Origin of the sequence: Streptomyces sp. NRRL B-24085 (genome assembly GCF_001282115.1) — a bacterium.
Taxonomy (GTDB): Bacteria; Actinomycetota; Actinomycetes; order Streptomycetales; family Streptomycetaceae; genus Streptomyces.
In genome coordinates, this window is record NZ_LJBR01000040.1 from 75,622 (window position 1) to 98,777 (window position 23,156).

Below are 23,156 nucleotides of genomic sequence, written 5' to 3' on the forward strand. Positions count from 1 at the left end.
CATGGCACGCGGCAAGCTCCGGATCTACCTCGGCGCGGCCCCCGGCGTCGGCAAGACCTACGCCATGCTGTCCGAGGCGCACCGCCGTGTGGAGCGGGGCACCGACTGCGTGGTCGCCTTCGTCGAGCACCACCACCGGCCGCGCACCGAGGTGATGCTGCACGGCCTGGAGCAGATTTCGCGCAGGGAACTGGCCTACCGGGACAGCATCTTCACGGAGATGGACGTGGACGCGGTCCTCGCGCGCCGCCCCGACGTGGCGCTGGTGGACGAACTCGCCCACACCAACATCCCCGGCTCACGCAACGAGAAACGCTGGCAGGACGTGGAGGAACTGCTGGCCGCGGGGATCGACGTCGTCTCCACGGTGAACATCCAGCACCTGGAGTCGCTGGGTGACGTCGTGGAGTCGATCACGGGCGTACGGCAGCGGGAGACCGTGCCGGACGAGGTCGTGCGCCGGGCCGACCAGATCGAGCTGGTCGACATGTCCCCGCAGGCGCTGCGCCGCCGTATGGCGCACGGCAACATCTACAAGCCGGACAAAGTCGACGCGGCCCTGTCCAACTACTTCAGGCCCGGCAACCTCACCGCGCTGCGGGAGCTGGCGCTGCTGTGGGTGGCCGACCGGGTCGACGCCTACCTGACCGAGTACCGCAGCGAACACCGCGTCTCCACGATCTGGGGCTCGCGCGAGCGGATCGTGGTCGGGCTCACCGGCGGCCCCGAGGGCCGGACCCTCATCCGCCGTGCGGCCCGGCTGGCAGAGAAGGGCGCCGGCGGCGAGGTCCTCGCCGTCTACATATCCCGCAGCGACGGCCTGACCGCCGCGTCCCCAAAGGAACTGGCCGTCCAACGCACCCTCGTCGAGGACCTCGGCGGCACCTTCCACCACGTCGTCGGCGACGACATACCGGTCGCGCTGCTCGACTTCTCGCGCGGGGTCAACGCCACCCAGATCGTGCTGGGTGTCTCCCGCCGCAAGGGCTGGCAGTACGTCTTCGGCCCCGGCGTCGGCGCCACGGTCGCCCGCGGCTCCGGGCCCGACCTCGACGTCCACCTCATCACCCACGACGAGGCCGGCAAGGGGCGGGGACTCCCGGTCGCCCGGAGCGCCCGCCTGGGCCGGTCCCGCCTGATCTGGGGCTGGCTCGCCGGCCTGGGCGGACCCGTCCTGCTGACCTGGCTGCTGAGCAGCGTGTTCCCGGAGGTCGGGCTCGCCAACGACATGCTGCTGTTTTTGGCCATGACGGTGGCGGCGGCCCTGCTGGGCGGCCTCTTCCCCGCCCTGGCCTCGGCGGCGGCCGGTTCCCTCCTGCTGAACTGGTACTTCACCCCACCCGTCCACACCCTGACCATCGCCGACCCGAAGAACATCGTCGCCATCGCCATCTTCGTCCGAGTCGCGGTGTCCGTCGCCTCGGTCGTGGACCTGGCCGCCCGCCGCACCCACCAGGCGGCGCGTCTGCGCGCCGAGTCGGAGATCCTCTCCTTCCTCGCCGGCAACGTCCTGCGCGGCGAGACCACCCTGGAGGCGCTCCTCGAACGCGTCCGCGAGACCTTCGCCATGGAGTCGGTGGCGCTGCTGGAGCGCGAGAGCGACGTCGCGCCGTGGACCTGCGCCGGGAGCGTGGGCCCGCGGCCCTGTGCCGTCCCCGACGACGCGGACGTCGACGTACCGGTCGGCGACCACATGGCGCTGGCCCTGACGGGACGGGTGCTGCCGGCCGAGGACCGGCGCGTCCTCGCGGCCTTCGCCGCCCAGGCCGTCGTCGTCCTGGACCGCCGAAGGTTGCAGGAGGAGGCGGACCAGGCGCGGGCGCTGGCCGAGGGCAACCGCATCCGCACCGCGCTGCTGGCCGCCGTCAGCCATGACCTGCGTACCCCGCTCGCCGGGATCAAGGCTGCGGTGACGTCCCTGCGCTCGGACGACGTCGAGTGGTCGGAGCAGGACCAGGCGGACCTGCTGGAGGCCATCGAGGAGGGCGCCGACCGCCTCGACCACCTCGTCGGCAACCTCCTCGACATGTCCCGCCTCCAGACCGGCACCGTCACCCCTCTCATCCGCGAGACGGACCTCGACGAAGTGATCCCGATGGCGCTCGGCGGCGTCCCCGAGGACAGTGTCGACATGGACGTGCCGGAGACCCTGCCGATGGTCGACGTCGACCGGGGCCTCCTGGAGCGGGCCGTGGCCAACGTGGTCGAGAACGCCGTCAAGTACAGCCCTGCGGACACCCGGGTGCTGGTGAAGGCGAGCGCCATCGCCGACCGGGTCGAGGTTCGGGTTGTGGACCGCGGCCCGGGCGTCCCGGACGAGGCCAAGGACCGCATCTTCGAACCCTTCCAGCGCTACGGCGACTCCCCGCGCGGCAACGGCGTCGGCCTCGGACTCGCCGTCGCCCGCGGCTTCACGGAGGCCATCGGCGGCACCCTGCACGCCGAGGACACACCGGGCGGCGGCCTCACCCTGGTGCTGACCCTGTCCACGGCAAGGAGCCACCCGCCACCGCCGGAACCGGAGCTGTCTACTGCTGCGATCGCGTAGGACTGTCGGACGGAAACGCTGACGGAGAACGCCGCCGGGTGGCGTATGGAACCAGCCCGGCATAGCGTCTACCGAACCGCCGATGACTTGCGCCGAAGGCGCGGCCCGGCCCCGCCCCGCCGCCGGGATGGAAGCCGCAGGGCCGGCACGGCACAGGCACCGATGACCCGCCTGCCGGCGACCCTGCCATTACCCGGAGGTTCGCCTGACCCCGTCCCCACCCAGCACCTCGGAGGGGCCGCCGAAGCCGACGACGGCCAGGCCCCTCCGCGTGTCCGCGGACGTGCTGCGGCTCCCAATTACCGCTCAAGCCATCTGCGGTTGTCCGTGACGTCGGTGGATCGGGGCGGCCGTGCCCGTGAGCGGGGAGCCCGTGCCGCCGTGCCGCTGCGCGATGATCTCCGCCGCGATGGACACGGCGGTCTCCTCGGGCGTACGGGCGCCCAGGTCCAGCCCGATCGGTGACCTCAGCCGGGCCAGCTCGCGCTCGCCGACGCCCGCCTCCCGCAACCGCCGCTCGCGGTCCTCGTGGGTGCGGCGCGAACCCATCGCCCCGATGTACGCGGCGGGCCGGCGCAGCGCCTCCCGCAGCAGGGGCACGTCGAACTTCGCGTCGTGGGTCAGGACGCACAGCACGGTCCGGTCGTCGGTGACCGTGCGCCGGAGATACCGGTCGGGCCAGTCGACGACGATCTCGTCGGCGTCCGGGAACCGGGCACGGGTGGCGAAGACCGGCCGGGCGTCGCACACCGTGACGTGGTACCCGAGGAACCGTCCCGTCCGCACGAGCGCCGCCGCGAAGTCGATCGCACCGAAGACGACCATGCGGGGCGGCGGCACGGCCGACTCCACGAGCAGGGTGACGCCGCCGGGGCAGTGGGTGCCGTCCTCGGAGAGTTCCACCGTGCCGGTCCGGCCCGCCTCCAGCAGGGCGAGGGCCTCGGGGCGCGCGGTGCGGTCCAGCTCCGCGCCGCCGCCGAGGTGTCCCTCGTACGAGCCGTCGGGGCGGACCAGCAGGGACCGGCCGAGCAGCCCGTCGGGGCCTCGCGCGACCCTGGCCAGGGCCACCGGCTCACCGCGTGCCGCCGCGGAGAGCGCCGCGTCGTGCACCGACCGCCCGGCGGAGTACGGAACGACCAGCACGTCGATCGTGCCGCCGCAGGTCAGTCCCACCGCGAAGGCGTCCTCGTCGCTGTAGCCGAATCGCTCGGTCAGCGCCTCGCCGTCCCGCAGGGCCTGCTGGCACAGGTCGTACACGGCACCCTCGACGCAGCCGCCGGAGACCGAGCCGATCACCGTGCCGTCGGCGTCGACGGCCAGCGCCGCTCCGGGCGGGCGCGGGGCGCTGCCGCCGACGCCGACGACCGTGGCGACGGCGAAGTCCCGGCCCTCCTCGGCCCACCCGTGCAGGGCCGCCGCGAGATCAAGCATCGCCGGCCGCCGACAGGACGCGGTCCGGGCGGATCGGCAGGTCGCGGTGGCGTACGCCGGTGGCGTGCCAGACGGCGTTCGCGATCGCGGCGGCCGCGCCCACGATGCCGACCTCGCCGATGCCCTTGATGCCGACCGGGTCGTCGGGGTCGGGGTCGTCCACCCAGACGGCCTCGACGTGCGGGACGTCGGCGTGCGCGGCGACGTGGTAGCCGGACAGGTCGGCGCCGTGGACACCGCCGCTCGCCGGGTCCCGGACGGCTTCCTCGTGCAGGGCCATGGACAGGCCCCAGATCATGCCGCCGACGAGCTGGTTGCGGGCGGTGAGCGGATTGACGATCCGGCCGGCGGCGAAGACGCCCAGCATGCGGCGCACCCTGATCTCACCGGTGGCCGGGTCGACGGCGACCTCGGCGAACTGGGCCCCGAAGGAGTGCCGTTCCTTCTGTGCGAGCGCGCCGACGGCCTCGGTGGTGTCCGACCGTGCGGTGATGCCCTGCGGCGGGATGTCCGCGCCGGGGGCGAGGCCGCGGCGCAGTTCCTCCGCGGCGGCCGTGACGGCCCAGGCCCAGGAGCGGGTGCCCGCGGAGCCGCCGGCGATCATCGCGGGACCGAGGTCGCTGTCACCGATCCGCACACGGACGCGGTCGGTGGACACCTCCAGGGCGTCGGCGGCCACCATCGTGAGTGCGGTGCGGGCTCCGGTGCCGATGTCGGCGGCGTTGACACGGACCGTGAAGGTGCCGTCCGCCTGAGCCGTCACGGAGGCCGTGGAGGGCATGGCCATCGCCGGGAAGGACGCGGCCGCGGTGCCCGTGCCCAGCAGCCAGCGCCCTTCGCGGCGCACGCCCGGGCGCGGGTCCCGCCGGGCCCAGCCGAACCTGCGGGCGCCTTCCCGGAAGCAGGCGATGAGGCTCCGCCCGGCGAACGGCAGCCCGGAGACCGGGCCCACCGCGGGTTCGTTGCGCAGACGCAGGTCGATCGGGTCGATCCCGCACTTCTCGGCGAGTTCGTCGAGCGCGGACTCCAGCGCGAACGAGCCCGGCGCCTCGCCCGGGGCGCGCATCCACGTCGGGGTGGGCACGTCGAGCCGTACCAGCCGGCTGACCGTGTGGTGGGCGTCGGCGGCGTACATGGACCGCCCGGCCGCGGCGCTCGCCTCGACGAACTCGTGCACGGTCGAGGTCTGGTTCAGGGAGCGGTGCTCCAGGACGCGCAGCCGCCCGTCCGGATCGGCGCCGAGACGGACCCGCTGCGCGGTGGGACTGCGGTAGCCGGCGAGCGAGAACATCTGCCGGCGGGTCATGACGACCCGCACGGGCCGGTGCAGCACGGTCGCCGCCATCACGGCGGCCACCTGGTGGGCCCGTACGCCCTTGCTGCCGAAGCCGCCGCCGACGTGCTCGGAGCGCACGCGCACGGAGCCCGGGTCCAGGGAGAACAGGTTCGCCAGCTCTGCCGCGACCCAGCCGGTGCCCTGGTTGGAGTCGACGACCTCCAGCCGGCCGCCCTCCCACCGGGCGGTCGCCGCGTGCGGCTCCATCGGGTTGTGGTGCTCCTCCGGGGTGGTGTACCGCGCGTCCACCACCACGGCTGACGCCGCGAGTTGCCGGTCCAGGTCACCCTTCTCCACCGCGGCCGGCAGGTGTCCGTCGACCGGGTACGCCTCGGCTTCGCGCCCGGCCGAGAACGCCACGTCGTGCGGCTCCTCCTCGTAGTGCACGACGAGCGTCTCGGCGGCCTCGCGGGCCTGTTCGGACGTCTCGGCGACGACCAGGGCCACCGGCCAGCCCAGGTGGGGCACCCGGTCGTGCTGGAAGAGGGCGGTGCTCGGGTCCGGCGGGACGCCCATCATGCCGACGAAGTCGGTGTCGACGCGCGGGGCGTTGTGGTGCGTGAGCACGGTGAGCACGCCGGGCATCGCGAGGACGGCCTCGGTGTCCAGGGCGCGGATACGGCCGCGGGCGACGGTGGACAGCACCAGCCAGCCGTGGGCGAGTTCGGCGAAAGGTATCTCGCCCGCGTACCGGGCGGCGCCGGTGACCTTGTCGTATCCCTCCACCCGGGTGTGGGCGGTGCCGGTCGCGCGTCCGGTGGCGGACCGGCCGGTGGTGGCGGTGGTCATCGGGTGGCCTCCTCGGCGAGTTCGCTGAGCACGGCCACGACGAGGTTGCGCATCAAGGTCACCTTGTATCCGTTGCGGGGCAGGGGCCGGGCGGCCGCCAGTTCGGCGTCCGCGGCGGCCGCGAAGGTCTCGGCGCCGGCCGGGGCGCCCATCAGCACACGTTCGGCCGCCCGGGCCCGCCAGGGCCGGGAGGCGACGGCACCGAAGGCCAGCCGCGCGTCGTGCACGACACCGTCCCTGAGGTCGAGGGCGGCGGCGACCGAGCCGATGGCGAAGGCGTACGAGGCCCGCTCGCGCACCTTGCGGTAGCGGGAGTTGACCGCCGTGGCACTGGGCGGCAGGGTGACGGCCGTGATGAGGGCGCCGTGCGGCAGGGCGGTCTCCCGGTGCGGTGTCTCCCCTACGGGCAGGTAGAGGTCGGTGAGCGGCAGTTCACCGGGGCCGTCGGCCGTTTCGTAGGACACGCGGGTGTCGAACGCGGTGAGGGCCACGCCCATGTCGGAGGGGTGGGTGGCGACGCAGTGACCGGAGGCGCCGAGGATGGCGTGATTGTGGTGCTCGCCGGTGAGGGCGGGGCAGCCGCTGCCCGGATCGCGCTTGTTGCAGGGCGAGTTGACGTCGGTGAAGTAGCCGCAGCGGGTGCGCTGGAGCAGGTTGCCGCCGACGGTGGCCATGTTGCGCAGCTGCCCGGAGGCGCCGGCCAGTACCGCCTGGGCCAGGGCCGGGTAGCGCCGCCGGACCTCGGGGTGGGCGGCCAGGTCGCTGTTGGTGACGGTCGCACCGATGCGCAGTCCGCCGTCGGGCGTCGACTCGATCCCGTCCAGGGGCAGTTCGCGTACGTCGACGAGGCGGCCCGGCCGTTCGACACCGGTCTTCATCAGGTCGACCAGGTTGGTGCCGCCGCCCAGGAAGCGGGCGTCCGGGTCACCGTCGAGCAGTGCGACGGCGCCGGGGACGTCGTAGGCGCGGCTGTAGCCGAACTCCCTCATGCCGCAGCTCCGTTCGCCTCGGCGGCGCGGGCCATGGCCTGGACGATGGACACGTACGCGCCGCAGCGGCACAGGTTTCCGCTCATCCGCTCGCGGATCTCCTCGGGGGTCAGGGGCGGTGGTCCCGCCTCGGGCCGCAGGTCGGCGGTGGCCGCGCTCGGCCAGCCCGCGGCGTGCTCCTCGATGACGGCGATGGCCGAACAGATCTGTCCGGGCGTGCAGTAGCCGCACTGGAAGCCGTCGAGTTCGAGGAACGCCTGCTGCACCGGGTGCAACCGGTCGCCGTCGGCCACGCCCTCGACGGTGGTGATCTCGCGTCCTTCTGCCGCTACCGCCAGTTGCAGGCAGGCCAGTCCGCGGCGGCCGTCGATCAGAACGGTGCAGGCGCCGCACTGCCCCTGGTCGCAGCCCTTCTTGGTGCCGGTCAGGTCGAGCCGTTCCCGCAGGGCGTCGAGCAGGGTGGTGCGGTGGTCGACGGTCAGCGTGTACTTCTCGCCGTTGACGGACAGGGTGAGGTCGCTGGACGTCGATGAGGCCATGGAAGCCTTCTCTCTCACGTGGTGAGGCGGTCGGTGTCGGGCAAGCGGCGCAGCGTCTGGCGCCGCCGGTGCGCGACCGTGCAGGATGCGGGGCAGGCGGGCAGCTTCTGGCCGCCCCGGGCTGTCCCGCACGGACGGCACGCCGATACGATGGGACAAGCGGACAGTTGTCCGTTACCCGGAAACGTAACGGACAACTGTCCGCTCAACAAGGACCGGGTTTCGGCCATCACCGCGAGGAGGGCCCATGGGCCAGAACAGGGACGTGCCCCTGCGCTCGGACGCGCAGCGCAACCGCGCGCGCATCCTGGAGGTGGCACTGGCCGAACTGACCCGCTCGGCCGACACCCCGCTGAGCACCATCGCCAAGAAGGCCGGGGTCGGGCAGGGCACGTTCTACCGCCACTTCCCCACCCGTGAGGCCCTGGTCCTGGAGATCTACCGCCACGAGATGCAGCAGGTCGCCGACACCGCGGCGCGACTGCTGTGCAGCCGGGAACCCGACGTGGCGCTGCGCGAGTGGATGGACGGGCTCGCCCGGTTCGCCATGACCAAGGCGGGGCTGGCCGACGCGATCCGGCAGGCGACCGGCGCGCCAGGCGTACAGAAGCCGGGCCACGCCCCGGTGACCGAGGCGGCCGAGTGCCTGCTCCGCGCCGCTGAGCAGGCCGGCGTCATCCGCCCCGGGATCACGGTCGACGACCTGTTTCTCGCCATCGGAGGCCTGTGGACGCTCGACCCGCACGGCGACTGGCAGTCCCGGGCGACCCGCCTCCTGGACCTCGTCATGGACGCGCTCCGCGCCGGAGCGCCCGGTCGGCCGGAAGAAGGGCCCTGACGGCGGACACGGTCCGGCCGACCGGGATTTGCCCACCCCACCGGACGGCCCGCGCACCCTGCCGCCGGAACACCCTGGAGCCCAGCCGGCGTGCGGCTGGGCTGCGGGGGGCCGTGGGTGTCGGCCGGGTGTGTCAGCGCTGCAGGGTGAGCAGGCCGGGGCGGTACGGCAGTTGGATGTAGGGCGTGCCCGACGGCGTGTTGGGGGCGAGGCCCTGGTAGAGCAGTTGCAGGTTGCAGGGGTCTATGGTCATGGTCTGGTCGGGGTTGTTGCGGACCAGGTCACCGTGGCTGATGTCGTTGGTCCATGTGGCACCGCTGTTGGCCTTGCCGGCGAAGGGGTTGCTCTCGGTGGCGGCCTGCGGGGTCCACGGGCCGTTCAGGCTGGAGGCGGTGAACGAACGGAAGAAGCGCTGCTCCGTCGCACCCCGGGCCTCGACGATCATGAGGTACTGGTTCTGGCCCTGGACCTTGTACACCTGAGGTGCCTCGAACAGGTTCTTCACCGTGTCGCTCATGATCGTCGTGTACGAGGAGCCGAAGCTGGCCGGGAAGTTCCCGAGCGGCATGGTCGACTTGTAGATCTTGCCGTTGTCACCGGCGAAGAACAGGTACATGTTCTGGCTGTCGGCGATGACGGTCGGGTCGATCGCGCTGCCGTCGGGGACGCTGCCGGTGAACAGCGGTTGCGCCGCGGACCAGCCGTTGGGGTTGGTGGGGTCGCTGGACGTGCGGTAGACGAAGGGCCATTGGGTCCCCCACCCGTTCGAGGTCAGCACCCAGATGTTCTTGGGCGCGAAGTAGAGCAGCGTGGGAGCCACCGCGCCCTGGCTCATCCCGGTCTGGCCCGCCGAGGCCATGTCCGACCAGTTCGAGAAGGGACTGAACGCCATCGACTTCCACGACGACCCGTCAGAGGCGGTCGCGTAGACGAGGTGCTTGCCGTTGTACGTCACGGTGGTGAAGTCCTTCAGCGAGGCCCACCCGTTCGCCGGCTGAGCCAGCGCACCGGTCGAGCTCCATCGGTACGTCGACGGAAGAGCGCACGAGTTGGACGTGCCGGACGGGCCCGTCCACTTCTGGTTGTTGCTGCCGACACAGTTCCAGAGCTGTACCGCCGTGCCGTTGGCCGTGGCTCCGCCGCTGACGTCCAGGCACAGCCCGGACTCCACGGCGACGATCGTCCCGTCGGAGTTCACTCGCCACTGCTGGTTGGTGCCGCCGTTGCATGACCAGATCACCGGCCGGGTGCCGGCGGTGGTGGCGTGGCCCGGAACGTCGAGGCACTTGTTGCCGTACACGGTCAGCTGGTTGTTGTCCGTGAGCGTCCACTGCTGGTTGGCCCCGCTCGTGCAGTCCCAGATCTGCACGTTCGTGCCGTCGGTCTGGCCGGCCCCCGAGACATCGAGGCACCGACCGGAACCGACGCCGCGTACGGCACCGGTGGAGGCCGCCTGCGCGGGGTCCGCGACGAGCAGTGCGGCCAGCGCGACGAGTACCGCGAGCACCGCCGAGAGGTGTGGGCGGCCGAATGTGCGTCTGAGCATGGAGTCCTCTTTCCTGAGTGCGCTTGTTCGTGATATCGGACAATGGTCGAAGTTTCGCGCAGACGAAAGGGCGGAACGCTGGAAGACCTACCGTGCGACAGGAGTGGTGGAGTGCTTCAACCGACGCTGACGGTCCCGTGGTTGACGAACGATCGCAGACGGACGCGATACCAGTACTGCGGCTGGTTCCGACTCCATTGATCCACTCCACCGATACATGGGATGGATTAGTGGGTACCGGTGTGGCCGGTGTCTACCCCCGCGACAAGAATTCCCGCTCCCTGCCCATGAACACCGAATCCAACCCTCCAACAACCGTGTCAAACATGGGGTGTCCGAAAAGGAGTGTGGGTTAGGTGCGTGCGCAGGGGCAGCGCTGCGGCTAATCCTCGTCGTCCGGGGCGCAGCACGGCCGGTGCCCAGGTAGAGCGTGCTGTGGCTGGACGGGCCACCACCAGCTTCCGGGCCGACGAACTGGGGCAGGACGGCGGTCCTGGTGACCGCCCGGTCCCTCCAAACCGACTCAGCGCCCGCACGCCGAGAGCACGAGGTGGGCGGCTCCGGCCGGCTTGATCACGTCGAGAGCAAGACCGAACGTTCCACCACGCTCCCGACGCAACTCGGGCCGGCGGGCGCAGGGCTCGACATCGAACGGGACATCCCCCGCAGGGCGGCCCGAGGCCCTCTCCGACTTCACTCCGGCTGCCCGGGTGTGCTGGCGCGTCAGGGGACGTCGGGGTTGAGGAGGCCTTGCTGGGTGAGGAGGACTCCGAGTTGGAACCGGCTCTCCGCTCCGGTGGACTCCATCATGTCGGCGATGTGGCGGCGGACGCTGCGCAGGGACATGCCGAGGCGGCGGGCGATGGTCTCGTCCTTGAGGCCGGCGCCCATGAGTTTGACGATGGTGCGGTCTATGTCCTTGGAGACCGCTTCGAGTCCGTCGATCGCGGCCTCGGAGAAGGGCTGCGCCAGGCTCCAGGTCTGCTCGAAGATGTCGCACAGGTACCGGACGATCGAGGGTTCCCTGATCAGCACGGCTCCCCAGGCGTGGGAGGCGTCGGGGATGAAGGCGACCTCGCGGTCGTAGACGATCAGTCGTCCGAAGAGTTCGTGCGCGGTGCGGTACTGCGCGCCCAGCGCCGACACGGCGGCGACGTAGGACTGGCTCGGTCCGTTGAACCGTGCGGTGTGGTGGTAGAGCGTGCGCATCTGCACGCCCCGGCGCAGCAGTGCCGTGTCGCGGGCCAGCGCGTCGGCCAGCGCTTCCGGGTCGCGGCTGCCGCCCGGCTGGCTGGTCAGCAGCTCCCGCCGGCACTGCGCGGAGGCGCGGTTGAGCGCAACCCGCACCTCGTCGACCCGCGGGATCAGCTCGAGGAGCGCGTTCCGTCGGCTCAGACCATTGACGTAGTGCTCGCGCAGACCGGCGAAGCGCTCGCGCACTTCTTCCAGCAGCCTCTTCTGGTTCCTGATCTTCTCTTCGATCGAGCTGGTCGCCACCGCGGCCAGCAGATCAGGATCCACCGCTCGCAACAGGACGGGATCCTCGCCCGACCGGTGCACCAACCGCCGCTCCAGCAGCGCCTCCAGCGCCTCCTTGACCTCCTGAGGCGTTAAGTCCAGTTCGGCGGAGGCGGCGTCGACATCCATTCGCTCATGCACCGCGACCCAGCCGTACACACTCGCCTCGGCTTTCGACGGGCGAGTGATCCCCGTCACGCCCAGGGCTCCGCCACCCGAAGAGATCTGCACCACCAAGGCCTTTCTCACAGCGCCGACCAACTCGTCGGGGCACACACGGCAACGCCACCCAGCTTCCCCCACCTGTCCACAGAAGATCGACAAGTGGTTGCGCCTTTAACAAACTTTGGCGGAGGCGTGTCGTACATCAACCCTTCGAGTCTCGCCCTCGGGCGTCATCCACGGACGAGGGACGACCGGTCACAGAGTCGTCCGCGGAGCGGCGGGGACCAGGCCCAGTTGCAGCACCGTCGAGGGCGATCGCCCGCCGGTGAGGGAGAACGGGTAACTGCGAGGCACGTACAGGACCTCACCCACGCGCATGCGCAGCGTCAACGGCAGATGGCGCCTCGGCGGGGCCGCCGAGGCGGACCGCACCGAGCACTCCAGCCCGCCCCGGATCGTGATCAGCAGGGTGTCGGCGTCCGCCAGCAGGCCCTCCCGGGTCTCCCCGGCGGCCAGGTCCTGGAAGGCGACTCGCACGGCCGAGGCTCCGACCAGTGTCCGTAGCCGTTCGGCCACCAGGCGCACCAAGGGCCGGGTGTCTTCGTTCGTGTGCCGGTCGGCGGGCCGGTCCGGTGCGGTGCCGGCCGCGAGGGCGCGCTCATGCTCCGTCCTCAGCCGCCTGAGCACTCCGTCGGCGTTGCGCGGCCAGACCAGGGCCGGACCCACCTCTTGATGGGTGGCCACACACTCGGCCATGTCGCGGAAGAACATGTCCTCGTCTTCGTTCTCGCCGGGAGCGGGCATCGTCGCAGCAATCCTTGGCCGTCGAGGTGGGTATGTGACGGAAGCACCGATCGTCGCTCGGGGCTCGAAGTACGCAGCCGCGTCCGGCAGATGGGAGCCGCCCCATGGTCGTCGAGAGGCCGGGCACACACGAGTCACGTGTTCCCGGTACCGGACACGTGTCCTGCCGGGCGATGTCCCCGCGGTCCCAGGATTCGAGCTCTATGTCCCTTTCCTGGGCCGTAGCCGGATTTTTCTCCGCGACGCCTTGTTGCGTGGCAACTTGGTGACAGCTCTGGTCGTTGGAGCGGCCGCTGTCGGCACGGCAATCTGGTGGCACGACAACGGTCGCCTCTCGGCACGAACAAGTACAGGAGTCAGTAATGCGTCACGCGCTCGCCACCGTGATGATGGTCGCCGCAGCCCTCGGGTTGCTCGGTCAAGTGACGGGTGCCACCCCGTTCGGCGAGGCAGGTCCACAGGACGCGCAGCACGTGGCCACGCTGGCGGGCGGCGGCAACGGCGGCGCCGGCGGCAACGACGACTCGGGCTGGGGCGGCTGATCCAGGGACCTGCCTCTGGTCTCCGGCCGGGTGATCAACTGCGGGGCTTCGTCCCGCACACCACGGGCCCACGGCGTACGGCCGGGGCCCGTGTCCCCCACCGGACCGGCCAGGCGGGTGGCCTCTACACCGGCACGTACCCGTGAAGCGAAGGACACGCCCCATGCCCCATGGTTCCGGCGCAGGCCCGCTCCAACCGCAGACGGCTGCACCGCCGACGGCTCGCCGACGCGCCCGTCCGGAGGCGCCGGCCCACGCAGGACACCACCGCGAACCCCGGCAACCCGGCACCAGGCCCGTCGGGGCATCGGCTGCCGGCGCGGGGCTCGGCATCGGCCAGACACGGCGCACCGCGCTGCTTCTGCCCGACGGCCTGTCCTTCTCGGCGTGGTCGCAGCTCGGCCACCGGCTGCACCGCCTCGCGGACTCCGCCGCCTGGTGGGCGGGGGACTGGCTGGTGTACGGCAGCACGGCGTTCCCCGACCGCTACCGGCAGGCGGCCGAGGCGACAGCACTCGACTACCAGACGCTGCGCAACTACGCCTGGGTGGCACGCAAGGTCGAAGTCGGCCGCCGCCGGGCCGAACTGAGCTTCCAGCACCATCAGGAAGTGGCCGCCCTGGCACCCGACGACCAGGACCACTGGCTGGGCCAGGCCGCCGAGCACGGCTGGTCGAAGGCCGAACTCCGGCACCGTCTGCGTGCGGTGAACGGAAGCACCTCTTCCCGCCCCAGACCCTCCACGCGCCTGCTGCTGGACGTGGACGGCGAGCGCTGGGGCAGGTGGCAGCGTGCGGCCGCCGCGGAGGACGGTGACGTCGCGGCATGGCTGCGCCGGTTGGCGGACCGGGCGGCGGACGCGAGCCGCTGAAGCGTTCCACCGCCGGCGTTCCGTCACCGTCGCCAGAACGCCGCCGTCCCACCGGTCCGGAGAGTCGTCCGACGCGCACGCGCACGCGGGGCGGCGGGCCGACCGCGTCGGGGGTCACGCCTGTGGCGCCGCGCCCCGGCCGGTGGCACTGTCCCGGCGGACCGCGTCGGCGGTCACGCCTGTGGCGCCGTGCCCCGGCCGGTGGCACTGTCCCGGCCGACCGCGTCGGCGGTCACGCCTGTGACGCCACGCCCCGGCCGACACCACCGGCCTGCCTGCGCACCGCGGTCAGGTGCGAAGGCGAGGTGCCGGTCCCGAGAACCTGTGACTGTTCGCCCGGTGATGACCGGGAGAGCCTTGAGGGGACAAGCCTGTCCCGGCCAGGAGGATGCATGTGAACCGTCCGACTCTCGCTCGGTGGGTCGGTGACACCGACCGCTTCATGACGTCGTACTGGCGCAGGAAGCCGGCTGTCTTCCGGCCACCGGGAGGCGCACCCAGCCCGTTCGGGCTGGCCGACGCCGACGGCGCGCTCGCCAGTGGGTTCCTGCGCACGCCCTACGTCGAGATGGCGCGCGCGGAGGATCCCCTGGGCAGTGAGGCCTATACGACGGCACGCACCGTCCACTTCTCCTCCCACGAGGGATTCGCCGACGAGGCGAAGATCGGCAAGGCGCTGGCGGACGGTGCCACCCTGCTCCTGCGATGCATCGACCAGTGGCACGCGCCCACCGGTGAGACGGTCGCCGCGCTGTCGGGTGAACTGGGTCTGGCCGTCGAGGCCTTCTGCTTCGTCACTCCGGCCGGACGGCAGGGCCTGCCCCTTCACCGCGACGATGCCGACGTACTCGTCGTACAGATCGAGGGAAGCAAGCAGTGGTCCGTCCACGAAGGCCCGGCCGACGGGGACTGGAAACCGGGCCCCTGCACGGGGGCCGAGCCCGCCGAGGTGTTGCGCGCGACGGTGCGGGCCGGTGAAGTCCTGTACATACCGCGGGGGTTCGCCCACCAGGCGGTGGGAGACGGCGGTCTGTCGGCGCACCTGTCCCTGACGATCCGGGAGGTGGGCGTGGTCGAGCTGTTCCGTACGCTCCAGCGCACGGCCTTCGAGGGACTGAAGATGGCCCCCCGTCCCTTGGACGACCGGTCGATCACCGACGCTGCGGCCGAACTGATCGAGCGAGCCCGCGGCAGGCTTGCCGAGCTGACCCCTGAGCAGCTGGTGGACCTCGCACGGGCCTCCCAGCGGGCCAGAATGCCCGCACCGCGACATGTGATCTCCCTGTCCGACATGGCTGCCGCTAACAAGAGCTGACCCGAGCCGACCCGATCAGATGCGGGACGTGTCAGCGTAGACGTTCTCCAGCGCGGAATCTCTTTTCAGGCGCCGAAATGCGCGCGAAAACCAACTGTGGTTTTCGCGCGCATTTCGGCGCCTTTTTGTCTCGCCGGCGAGACGGAAAAGAGGGGGAGGGGAGGCCTATATGTCTGGATTGCTATGAATTTTTGCCCGGTATGTCAGCAGTTATTCTCGCTGATTTGCAAGATGGATAAGTGAGCTGTTGATCAGGGCGGGAAAGGCGGGCTAGCGTTCTTCTCAACGGCACGCCGCGGAATGCGGATGCCGAATCGGACCCGTTCGGCAGCCGGTCTCCGCCCTGGTTTCCGGTGCGTTCGGGAAGACAAGAAGGGAAATGACATGGAGAACAACCAGGTCGACATCACCGCCCTGACCGACGAGGAGCTCGACGACATCGTCGGCGGTGCGCTCGCGGTTCCGGCCAACTGCATCTGACGGCCGCCGCTCCGGGCGGTCCCGTCGGCCGGTTCGCCGGCCAAGGGACCGCCCGGGCATGGAAGCGCCACGTTTCCCCCGCAGTACCGAGAGTGGGCCGGGGACCGTTCCCCGGCCCACCGCCGCGGCTCCCAAGGACAGAGCTGAACGATGAGTGAACAACGCTTCCGCACCCAGGCTCTCGAGCACCACCACGGACGGGACGGTCTCGGCCCCGTGTTCGGTCACGAACCGCAGACGTGGCAGCCCGACCGGAGCCCCGCCGCACGCGTCCGGGCCCTGGGCGCGGCCCTGCGAGACCTGCGCCGCAGGCGGAACGTCCCGGTCTGCTTCCAGACCCAGGTCAGCGACTGCGGGCCGGCCTGTCTGGTCATGACGCTCCGCCACCACGGGATCGACGTGCATCTGGACGAGGTCCGTGACCAGGTGAACTCCGGACGCAACGGCGCCTCCGCCCGCACGCTGCTCGACCTGGCCCGCAGCCACGGTCTCGACGGGCGGGGAGTGCGCACCGATGTCGAGGGGCTGCGGAAGCTGCCGCCGGGGAGCATCCTGTTCTGGAACTTCAACCACTTCGTCGTGCTCGAACGGGCCACCGAGGCGTTCACGGACATCGTCGATCCCGCGTTCGGCCGGCGTCGGCTCAGCCATGACGCGGTCTCCACCGCGTTCACCGGCGTGGCGCTGGAGTTCACGGCCCCCCTTGGCGAGACAAGGCGCCCGCTGTCCGGCGGGTTCGGCTCGGCCGGTCCCTGGCACCGGATGCGGCATTTCCTGCCCAGCGCCAGGGAGTTCGGTCGCATCGGAGCGCTGTCCGTCGTTCTCATGGGCCTGGAAGCCGCCCTGCCGGCAGCGCTCAGCTTCCTCGTCGGGCACGTCATGACCGGCGGACGGCAGCACATGCTGTCGCTCACCGCCCTGGTGCTGGCCCTGGTGACCATGGTGTTCCTGACGGCACAGCTGACCCGTGCCTTCGTCCTGACCCGACGGCAGTCGCTGGTCGAGAAACGTATGACATGGGGTGTCGTAGCCCATCTGACGTCCCTGCCCTACGACTTCTTCACCCTGCACAACTCCGGTGACCTGGCGATGCGGGCACGCACCAGCAGCACCCTCACCCAGGTGCTGAGCCTGTCCGCGCTGTCGGCCGTCTTCGACAGCCTCCTCATCGCGGGTTACCTGGTGGCGGTCCTGATCGTCGACCCGGTCCTCGCCTCGGTCGTCGTGGCTCTGATCACCGTCCAGATCGGTGTCATGGTGACGGCCTGGCGACGGCAGGTCCGGCTGAGCCACGAAGTACTGGAACGCCAGACCCGTACCCAGAACGAACTGGTGCAGCTGCTGGAGAGCATGACCTCCCTCAAGGCGGCCGGAGCGGAGGGCGCGGCCGCGGAACGCTGGTCACACGCCCTGATCCACGAGATCAACAAGCGGCAGGACGCCCGCCGTTCGCTGTCCGTGTCCACCGCCCTCAGCCGCACCCTGCAGTTCGCCGCGCCGCTCGCCGTGGTGGTGATCGGCATCTGGCGCGTGCTGTCGGAACACGGATCGCTCGGCGGAACCCTGGCCTTCATGGCGCTGACCACCGCGCTGTTCGCCCCGCTGGAGAGCGTCTTCGACACGGCCGCCCAGCTCGCCGCCGTCCGCCCCGCACTGGCCCGCCTCGACGACGTCCTGCGGGCCGAGCCCGAACCCCGGGGCACACTCGGCGCCCCGTCGACGCCCGGACAGCCGGCCGCCGTCTCCGTCGAGAACGTGTCCTTCACCTACCGGGGCGCCTCCCGGCCGGCCCTGTCCGACGCCCGACTCCAGGTACAGCCCGGGCAGTTCGTCGCCGTGCTGGGCCGGTCCGGCTCGGGCAAGTCCACGCTCGGCATGCTGCTGGCCGGGCTGTACGAGCCAGGCTCCGGCACGATCCGCGTCGACGGACGCGACCTCGCCGCAGTGGACCGTTCCGCCTACCGGCGCCAGATCGGCTACGTCAACCAGAACGCCCACCTCTTCGGCGCCTCCATCCGCGACAACATCGCCTTCGGCGCCGACGACCTCGACCACGACGACCTGGTGGAGGCGGTCCGGCTCGCCCGGATCCACGAGGAGATCACCGCGCTCCCCATGGGCTACGAAACCCTGGTGAACCCGGGCGGGCACGGACTGTCGGGCGGCCAGCGCCAACGGATCGTCCTGGCACGGGCGCTGGCCCGCAAACCCAACCTGCTCATCCTCGACGAGGCCACCAGCGCCCTCGACCCCGCCCTGGAGGAAGAGATCTTCGACGGACTGCTGCGGGCGGGCATCACGGTGATCGCCATCGCGCACCGGCTCACCGTGCTGGACCGGGCCGACCAGGTGTTCGTGGTCCGTGACGGCAGGATCGTGGAGTCGGGCTCCCCGGCTTCGCTCAGGGCGGCGGGAGGCGAGTTCCTGTGCCTGGCCTGAACTCCGCGACGCCCGGCCCGCAGACGGCGGAGGCCGTGCCGTTCACCTACGAACAGGAGTGGTACGACGCCAACGTCCGGCAGACCTATGTCCACAGGAACGTACGCCTGTCGTACGAGATCCTCGGTCGGCTGGACCGGAACCTGTTCGAGCAGGCCGTGCACCGTTTCGTCGCTCGCCACGACGCCGTGCGCATGGAGGTCCTGCCGCTGAACGAGCGCACCCCGATGGCTGCGCAGCGGGTCCGCCCCCTGGGGCCGGACGAGCGCGTCGTGCACCACCAGGAGGTCAAGGCGGCCTCCGCCGAGCAGTTCGGCGTCTACGCCGCGGCCGTGCTGACACGCGACTTCCTGCAACCGTGGACCACGGGCCACCGCCCGTACGCCCTGCGCCTGTTGAGGTATTCGAGCGAACACCACGCCTTCCTGGCGACCTTCCAGAACCTCGTCTTCGACGGCCGTGCCCACCACCTGTTCGCGCAGGAGATCTGGCGCGACTACGAAGCGCTGCGCCGGCGCCAGGAGATCCCCGGCACGGCCCCCTCCTTCGCCGCGGCGGCCCTGCGCCAGCGCACCGCCTTCGGACCGAGACACCTGCGACGGGCGCGGGACAGCTGGTACGACCGGGCCGGCTTCGCCGGACTCAACCCCTGGCACCGCCCCGACCACGCGGCGGCCAGTGAGGACGGCGCCGTCCCCGCCGAACTGGGTGCCGCCCAGGTGGCCGCGTTGCGGCAGGCCTGCGAGCGTGAGCACTGCACCCTGTTGCAGTGGGTCGTGGCGGCCTTCGCCCGCGCCATCGCCCAGTGCACCGGCCGCAGGCGGCTGAGCCTGTGGACGTCCATGGACTCCCGGCGCGCCGCCGAGCGGGACGTCGTCGGGATGTTCGCCGGTGTCGCCCCGCTCAAGGTGGAGCACGCCTCGGCCCCGCTCCCCGACGTCAGGGCCGAGGTGAGCGGACAGATCCTCGAGGCGCTGCGCTACCAGCAGCTCAGCGGGCGGCAGTTGCGCACGATGCTGCGCGAGCTGGCTCCCGACGAGGGGTGGCTGGGGCGGGACATCCACATCAACCTGCGCCGGTTCGAAGGGGACCACCAGCAGACCCGGCACGACGGCGACCTGCGGGTGACGGCCGACGCCTATCCGCTGCGGCGCGTCACCTTCGCCAACGCGTCCGCGCTGCAACTGCGATGCGACGAATACCGCGACCGCCTGTTCATCAACCTGCTGTTCGACGGACACCGTGTGGGCCGGCAACTGGCCCAGGCCATCCTGGGATGCCTCACGGCCGACCTCACCGTCGACTGCGGCACGGACGTCCGCACACCGAGGAAGTCATCATGAGCGAACCCACGCCCCCGAGCGCACCGGACGCCGACGCACTGCTCGCCCTGGTCCTGGCCACCGCCGGGGAGGTGTTCGGGCACCAGGTCGTCGCCACGGACGACTTCTTCGCCCTGGGCGGCGACTCCGTGGCGGCCGTGGAACTGGCCACCAGCCTCGAAGAACGGCTCGACCTCGACGTCGACTCCCGGCTGATCTTCAGCACCGACAGCATCGGCGACCTCGCGCACCACCTCTTGCGGGCGGCCGGGGAGACGGCTACGACCGCGGACCGGGGCCCGGCCGTGGGGGAGGACCGGTGAAGCCCTACCTGTGGGACCCCTGGCAGACCGCCGCCGAACTGCCCAGCCGCACGGCGGTCGTGGCCGACGGGGAGCACTGCACGTTCGCCGAGCTGACCGCCCGCGCCGACGCGCTCGGCCGTGGGCTGCGCTCGGCCGGAGTCCAGGACGGCGCGGTCCTCACCACGGACCTGCCCACCGGCCCCCGCTTCTTCGCCCTCGCCCTCGCCGCCCTGCGGTACGGCTACGGCCTGCTGCCCGTCGCCCCCTCCCTGTTCGCCTCCTCAACGGCTGCCCGGCTGATGACCGACGCCCGAGCCGTCCTGCACGTCGGCGGCACGGACCTGGGCCCGGCTGCCGCCACCGCAGCACTGCCCGTCCCCTCCCTGACCGACGAGGCACTGGCGTCCACCGCCAACCTCGGCCCGCTGCCGTTGGCTGCCCGCGCCGGCCACCTGGCCTACGCCACCTCCGGCACCACCGGCGAACCGCAGGCCGTGCCGCGCGCCCGCCCACCGCGTCCCTACCGCGGTGTCGCCGTCGACCACCGGTACGCGGCGGGCCTCGTCTTCGGAGCGCACGTGATGGGCAACCCCGCCTACCACCTCGGCACCCTCGGCCCCGCCCTGTACGCCCTCCAGGCCGGCAGCACGGTCGTCGTGCAACGCACCTGGTCCGCCGACGGATTCGCTGAGCTCGTGGACCGGCACGGCGCCGACAGCGCGTTCCTCGGCATCGACCAGCTCGTCGACGCCGTGGTGGCGGACCGGTCCCCGGCCCGGCGGCTGCGCGTCCTCTTCCACGGCGGTTCCGCCTGCCCACCCGCCGTGAAACGATCCGCGATCGACCTGTTCGGCCCGGTCCTGCACGAGTACTACGGCACTTCCAAGAGCACCCTCACCCAGATCACCACCCCCGAATGGCTGCGGCACCCGGGCTCCGTCGGCCGGCCGCTGCCCGGCATCCGCATCGAGATCGCCGAGGACGGCCGCCCCCTGCCACCCGGCGAGCCCGGTGAGATCTGCGTGAGGCTGCGGACGGCCGACCGCGACAGCGCCGACCCGGAGTTGCTGCACACCGGGGACCTGGGCTTCCTCGACGACGACGGCTACCTGTTCGTCGTCGGACGCAAGACGGGCTTGCAGCAGGACAGCCTGGACACCGCACACCTCGAGTACCAGATCCGCATGCTGCCGGGTGTCGCCGACGTCGCGGTCACCGGCGACCCCGTTCCGGTGTGCTACGTGGAGACCCTGCCGGGCCAACAGGAGCGCACCGCACGGAAGGTCGTGAGGGCGGCGGAACTGCTGGGCTTCCCCCGGCCCACGACCAGGATCGTCACCCAGGGCACCCTGCCCAGGACCCCCAGCGGGAAGATACGGCGGGCCGGACTTGACACCTGGTGGGCGGCCACGGGGGAAGCGACGGCGTGAGCGGCGCGATCCGCAGACCGCAGGCGACGGCGTACGACTGGCTGCGACAGCACGCACACGCCCGCCCGCAGGCCGCGGCCGTCACCGAATGGCGGGAGGGCGCCGTCGTCCGCACGGTCACGTTCGCCGAACTCCTGACGCTCGCCGATCGAACAGCCGCGGCCCTGACCGAACGGGGCGCACGGCACGGTGACCGGGTCGTCCTCCTGCTGCCCAACGCCTTGTCCTTCCCCGCGACCCTGCTCGCCGCGTTCGCCGCCGGGCTGATCGCCGTGCCGGCCCCGCCGCTCGCCGGGTCCGGCACGGCCGCGGTGCACCGGCTGCGGGGTATCGCCGCCGACTGCGAGGCCCGCTGGGTCGTCACCACGCAGCCGTGGGCGCAGCAGACGGAGGGCGTGCTCCGCGAGACAGGGCCGTCGTTCGGGGCCGGACAGGTCCCGCCGGCGACGGTGCACACCTGGGAGGACCTGTCCGCTCCGGCGCCGCCCGGTGGCCCGCCCCTCCGGCGCCCACCCGGGCCGACGGCGGACACGGTGGCCTTCCTCCAGTACACGTCGGGCTCGACCGGGCGGCCCAAAGGCGCCGTGATCACCCATCGGGCGGTCGCCGCGCAGTGCGCGCAGGCAGCCCGCGCCTACCGGGAGAGGAGCGAGGACACAGCCGTCACCTGGGTGCCGCTCTCCCACGACATGGGCCTGGTCACCGGCGTGCTGCGGCCCCTGCACAGCGGATACGCCTCGGTGCTGCTGGCTTCGCGCGAGTTCGCCCGCTCACCGCTGTCCTGGCTGACCGCGCTGTCCGAGCTGCGCGGAACGCTCTCCAGCGCACCCGACTTCGCCTACGGCCACTGCGTCCGCAAGATTCCCGCCGCCGCGGCGGCCTCGCTCGACCTGAGCCACTGGCGCGTCGCGCGCGACGCCGGAGAGGTCGTCCGGGCGGACACACTCGACCGGTTCACCGCGCACTTCGCTCCCGCCGGCTTCCGCGCACACTGCCTGTGCCCTTCCTACGGCATGGCGGAGGCGACACTCACGGTCACCACGGCCACTCCACGACGTCCGGCCCGGCGCCTGGCGGTGCGCAGGGGCGCTCTGCAGGCCGGGAACATCCGGCCGGTCACCGGTCCGCACGACGCCGAGGGCGGGAAGGTCACCACGCTGCTGTCCTCCGGAACGCCGCTGGACGACACCGAGGTGGTGGTGCGGGACCGCGACGGGCGGCGCTTGCCGGACGGACACATCGGCGATGTGTGGATCGCCGGACCCCAGCTCTTCGAAGGCTACTGGGGGAGGAGAGCGCACCCCCGCGACATCCGGCGGCTGCATCAGACCGGGGACCGCGGCTTCCTCCACGAAGGGCACCTGTTCGTCCTCGGACGCGTGGACGACACGGTCGTACACCAGGGGCGCAACTACTACGCGGCGGACATCGCGGACGCCCTCGCCGATCTGCCCGGGCTGCGCCCCGGACGCACCGCGGTCTTCCAGACGGCCGGACCTCCGCGGTCCGAGCCCTGCGGTCGGTCGAGCGCCACCTACGGGCCGCAAGCCGTGCCGGCCGCGCACATGTGTCTGGTGGCCGAGCGCGACCACGCCGCCCCCACTGAGGAGCGCAGCACCGAGACCGCCCGCGCCGCGCGGCAGCGCCTGGCCGGAGTGCTCGGCCTGTTCGTCAAGGAGGTCGTCCTGGTCCCGCCGGGGACGCTCCCGGTGACGACCAGCGGCAAGGTCCGCGTCAACGAGACCCGACGCCGCTATGAGGCGGGTCTGCTGGGGCGTTGACCTTGCCGTCGCCCCGACGTGACCTGCCGACCGCGCAGGGACCACCAGGCGATGAACCCCGGAGGACCACGTCACGCAGGGGGTCGCATACGCGCTCGGGGTGCCGGCGCAGTCGTACGCCGACACCCCGAGCACCAGGAGCGCCGTCCACAGGCCGACCGGAGAGGC

At 71.7% G+C, this 23,156-nt stretch carries 17 protein-coding genes; 10 read left to right on the plus strand and 7 right to left on the minus strand.

Features of this window, described 5'->3' with window-relative positions:
* Nucleotide 1 precedes the first annotated feature (1 nt).
* Complete coding sequence (locus AOJ26_RS06175; RefSeq protein ID WP_053847145.1) at nt 2-2,548, plus strand: sensor histidine kinase; 2,547 nt, start codon at nt 2-4, stop codon at nt 2,546-2,548.
* Between the two features lie 306 nt (nt 2,549-2,854).
* Here the strand turns inward: AOJ26_RS06175 and AOJ26_RS06180 are convergent, their stop codons facing one another.
* Genes AOJ26_RS06180 through AOJ26_RS06195 form a run of 4 tightly spaced genes read right to left on the minus strand, consistent with a single transcriptional unit; the run spans nt 2,855 to nt 7,632 of the window.
* Nucleotides 2,855-3,979: an XdhC family protein gene (locus tag AOJ26_RS06180; protein ID WP_053847146.1), complete on the minus strand. Its 1,125-nt coding sequence runs from the start codon at nt 3,977-3,979 to the stop codon at nt 2,855-2,857.
* Entirely contained in the window at nt 3,972-6,104 is a 2,133-nt protein-coding gene (locus tag AOJ26_RS06185) for a xanthine dehydrogenase family protein molybdopterin-binding subunit (protein ID WP_053847147.1), read from the minus strand. The genes AOJ26_RS06180 and AOJ26_RS06185 overlap by 8 nt, the downstream gene beginning before the upstream one ends.
* Nucleotides 6,101-7,093: an FAD binding domain-containing protein gene (locus tag AOJ26_RS06190; RefSeq protein WP_053847148.1), complete on the minus strand. Its 993-nt coding sequence runs from the start codon at nt 7,091-7,093 to the stop codon at nt 6,101-6,103. Before AOJ26_RS06190 ends, AOJ26_RS06185 begins: the two co-directional genes overlap by 4 nt.
* Nucleotides 7,090-7,632 (minus strand): 2Fe-2S iron-sulfur cluster-binding protein, encoded by a 543-nt coding sequence (locus tag AOJ26_RS06195; RefSeq protein ID WP_053847149.1) that lies wholly within the window; start codon nt 7,630-7,632, stop codon nt 7,090-7,092. The genes AOJ26_RS06190 and AOJ26_RS06195 overlap by 4 nt, the downstream gene beginning before the upstream one ends.
* Nucleotides 7,633-7,879: 247 nt before the next feature.
* Here AOJ26_RS06195 and AOJ26_RS06200 point away from each other — a divergent pair, with 247 nt between their 5' ends.
* The gene (locus AOJ26_RS06200; protein WP_053847150.1) at nt 7,880-8,470 is read left to right on the plus strand and encodes a TetR/AcrR family transcriptional regulator; all 591 of its coding nucleotides are present in this window, start codon (nt 7,880-7,882) and stop codon (nt 8,468-8,470) included.
* Between the two features lie 133 nt (nt 8,471-8,603).
* Here AOJ26_RS06200 and AOJ26_RS06205 read toward each other — a convergent pair whose 3' ends face one another.
* The 3 genes from AOJ26_RS06205 to AOJ26_RS06215 form a co-directional block, all read right to left on the minus strand.
* Nucleotides 8,604-10,016, minus strand: coding sequence for a non-reducing end alpha-L-arabinofuranosidase family hydrolase (locus AOJ26_RS06205; RefSeq protein ID WP_053847151.1), 1,413 nt, complete (start codon nt 10,014-10,016; stop codon nt 8,604-8,606).
* Between the two features lie 723 nt (nt 10,017-10,739).
* Nucleotides 10,740-11,663 carry a helix-turn-helix transcriptional regulator gene (locus AOJ26_RS06210; protein ID WP_179200278.1) on the minus strand — a complete coding sequence of 308 codons (924 nt, stop codon included), beginning with the start codon at nt 11,661-11,663 and terminating at the stop codon, nt 10,740-10,742.
* 291 nt (nt 11,664-11,954) lie between these two features.
* Complete coding sequence (locus AOJ26_RS06215; protein ID WP_053847152.1) at nt 11,955-12,503, minus strand: hypothetical protein; 549 nt, start codon at nt 12,501-12,503, stop codon at nt 11,955-11,957.
* Between the two features lie 362 nt (nt 12,504-12,865).
* Here AOJ26_RS06215 and AOJ26_RS06220 point away from each other — a divergent pair, with 362 nt between their 5' ends.
* The 8 genes from AOJ26_RS06220 to AOJ26_RS06255 all read left to right on the plus strand — a co-directional run bounded on the left by AOJ26_RS06220 (nt 12,866) and on the right by AOJ26_RS06255 (nt 22,988).
* Nucleotides 12,866-13,045, plus strand: a complete 180-nt coding sequence (locus AOJ26_RS06220; RefSeq protein ID WP_053847153.1) for a hypothetical protein — start codon at nt 12,866-12,868, stop codon at nt 13,043-13,045.
* A gap of 163 nt (nt 13,046-13,208) precedes the next feature.
* Nucleotides 13,209-13,916, plus strand: coding sequence for an LmbU family transcriptional regulator (locus AOJ26_RS06225; RefSeq protein WP_078959768.1), 708 nt, complete (start codon nt 13,209-13,211; stop codon nt 13,914-13,916).
* 394 nt (nt 13,917-14,310) lie between these two features.
* Complete coding sequence (locus tag AOJ26_RS06230; protein WP_053847154.1) at nt 14,311-15,231, plus strand: JmjC domain-containing protein; 921 nt, start codon at nt 14,311-14,313, stop codon at nt 15,229-15,231.
* A gap of 630 nt (nt 15,232-15,861) precedes the next feature.
* A complete protein-coding gene (locus AOJ26_RS06235; RefSeq protein WP_053847155.1) occupies nt 15,862-18,150 on the plus strand; it encodes a peptidase domain-containing ABC transporter in 2,289 nt (762 codons plus the stop codon).
* Nucleotides 18,138-19,493, plus strand: coding sequence for a condensation domain-containing protein (locus AOJ26_RS06240; protein ID WP_053847156.1), 1,356 nt, complete (start codon nt 18,138-18,140; stop codon nt 19,491-19,493). Before AOJ26_RS06235 ends, AOJ26_RS06240 begins: the two co-directional genes overlap by 13 nt.
* Complete coding sequence (locus AOJ26_RS06245) at nt 19,490-19,795, plus strand: acyl carrier protein (protein ID WP_053847157.1); 306 nt, start codon at nt 19,490-19,492, stop codon at nt 19,793-19,795. The genes AOJ26_RS06240 and AOJ26_RS06245 overlap by 4 nt, the downstream gene beginning before the upstream one ends.
* Nucleotides 19,792-21,207 (plus strand): class I adenylate-forming enzyme family protein, encoded by a 1,416-nt coding sequence (locus AOJ26_RS06250; protein ID WP_053847158.1) that lies wholly within the window; start codon nt 19,792-19,794, stop codon nt 21,205-21,207. Before AOJ26_RS06245 ends, AOJ26_RS06250 begins: the two co-directional genes overlap by 4 nt.
* Nucleotides 21,204-22,988, plus strand: a complete 1,785-nt coding sequence (locus tag AOJ26_RS06255; RefSeq protein ID WP_143663551.1) for an AMP-binding protein — start codon at nt 21,204-21,206, stop codon at nt 22,986-22,988. The genes AOJ26_RS06250 and AOJ26_RS06255 overlap by 4 nt, the downstream gene beginning before the upstream one ends.
* Nucleotides 22,989-23,156: the final 168 nt, after the last annotated feature.

Excerpts from the sequence above, each read along its gene's own strand:
- AOJ26_RS06175 (WP_053847145.1), top strand. The coding sequence starts at position 2 with ATGGCACGCGGCAAGCTCCGGATCTACCTCGGCGCGGCCCCCGGCGTC.
- AOJ26_RS06180 (WP_053847146.1), bottom strand. The coding sequence starts at position 3,979 with ATGCTTGATCTCGCGGCGGCCCTGCACGGGTGGGCCGAGGAGGGCCGG.
- AOJ26_RS06185 (WP_053847147.1), bottom strand. The coding sequence starts at position 6,104 with ATGACCACCGCCACCACCGGCCGGTCCGCCACCGGACGCGCGACCGGC.
- AOJ26_RS06190 (WP_053847148.1), bottom strand. The coding sequence starts at position 7,093 with ATGAGGGAGTTCGGCTACAGCCGCGCCTACGACGTCCCCGGCGCCGTC.
- AOJ26_RS06195 (WP_053847149.1), bottom strand. The coding sequence starts at position 7,632 with ATGGCCTCATCGACGTCCAGCGACCTCACCCTGTCCGTCAACGGCGAG.
- AOJ26_RS06200 (WP_053847150.1), top strand. The coding sequence starts at position 7,880 with ATGGGCCAGAACAGGGACGTGCCCCTGCGCTCGGACGCGCAGCGCAAC.
- AOJ26_RS06205 (WP_053847151.1), bottom strand. The coding sequence starts at position 10,016 with ATGCTCAGACGCACATTCGGCCGCCCACACCTCTCGGCGGTGCTCGCG.
- AOJ26_RS06210 (WP_179200278.1), bottom strand. The coding sequence starts at position 11,663 with ATGGATGTCGACGCCGCCTCCGCCGAACTGGACTTAACGCCTCAGGAG.
- AOJ26_RS06215 (WP_053847152.1), bottom strand. The coding sequence starts at position 12,503 with ATGCCCGCTCCCGGCGAGAACGAAGACGAGGACATGTTCTTCCGCGAC.
- AOJ26_RS06220 (WP_053847153.1), top strand. The coding sequence starts at position 12,866 with ATGCGTCACGCGCTCGCCACCGTGATGATGGTCGCCGCAGCCCTCGGG.
- AOJ26_RS06225 (WP_078959768.1), top strand. The coding sequence starts at position 13,209 with ATGCCCCATGGTTCCGGCGCAGGCCCGCTCCAACCGCAGACGGCTGCA.
- AOJ26_RS06235 (WP_053847155.1), top strand. The coding sequence starts at position 15,862 with ATGAGTGAACAACGCTTCCGCACCCAGGCTCTCGAGCACCACCACGGA.
- AOJ26_RS06245 (WP_053847157.1), top strand. The coding sequence starts at position 19,490 with ATGAGCGAACCCACGCCCCCGAGCGCACCGGACGCCGACGCACTGCTC.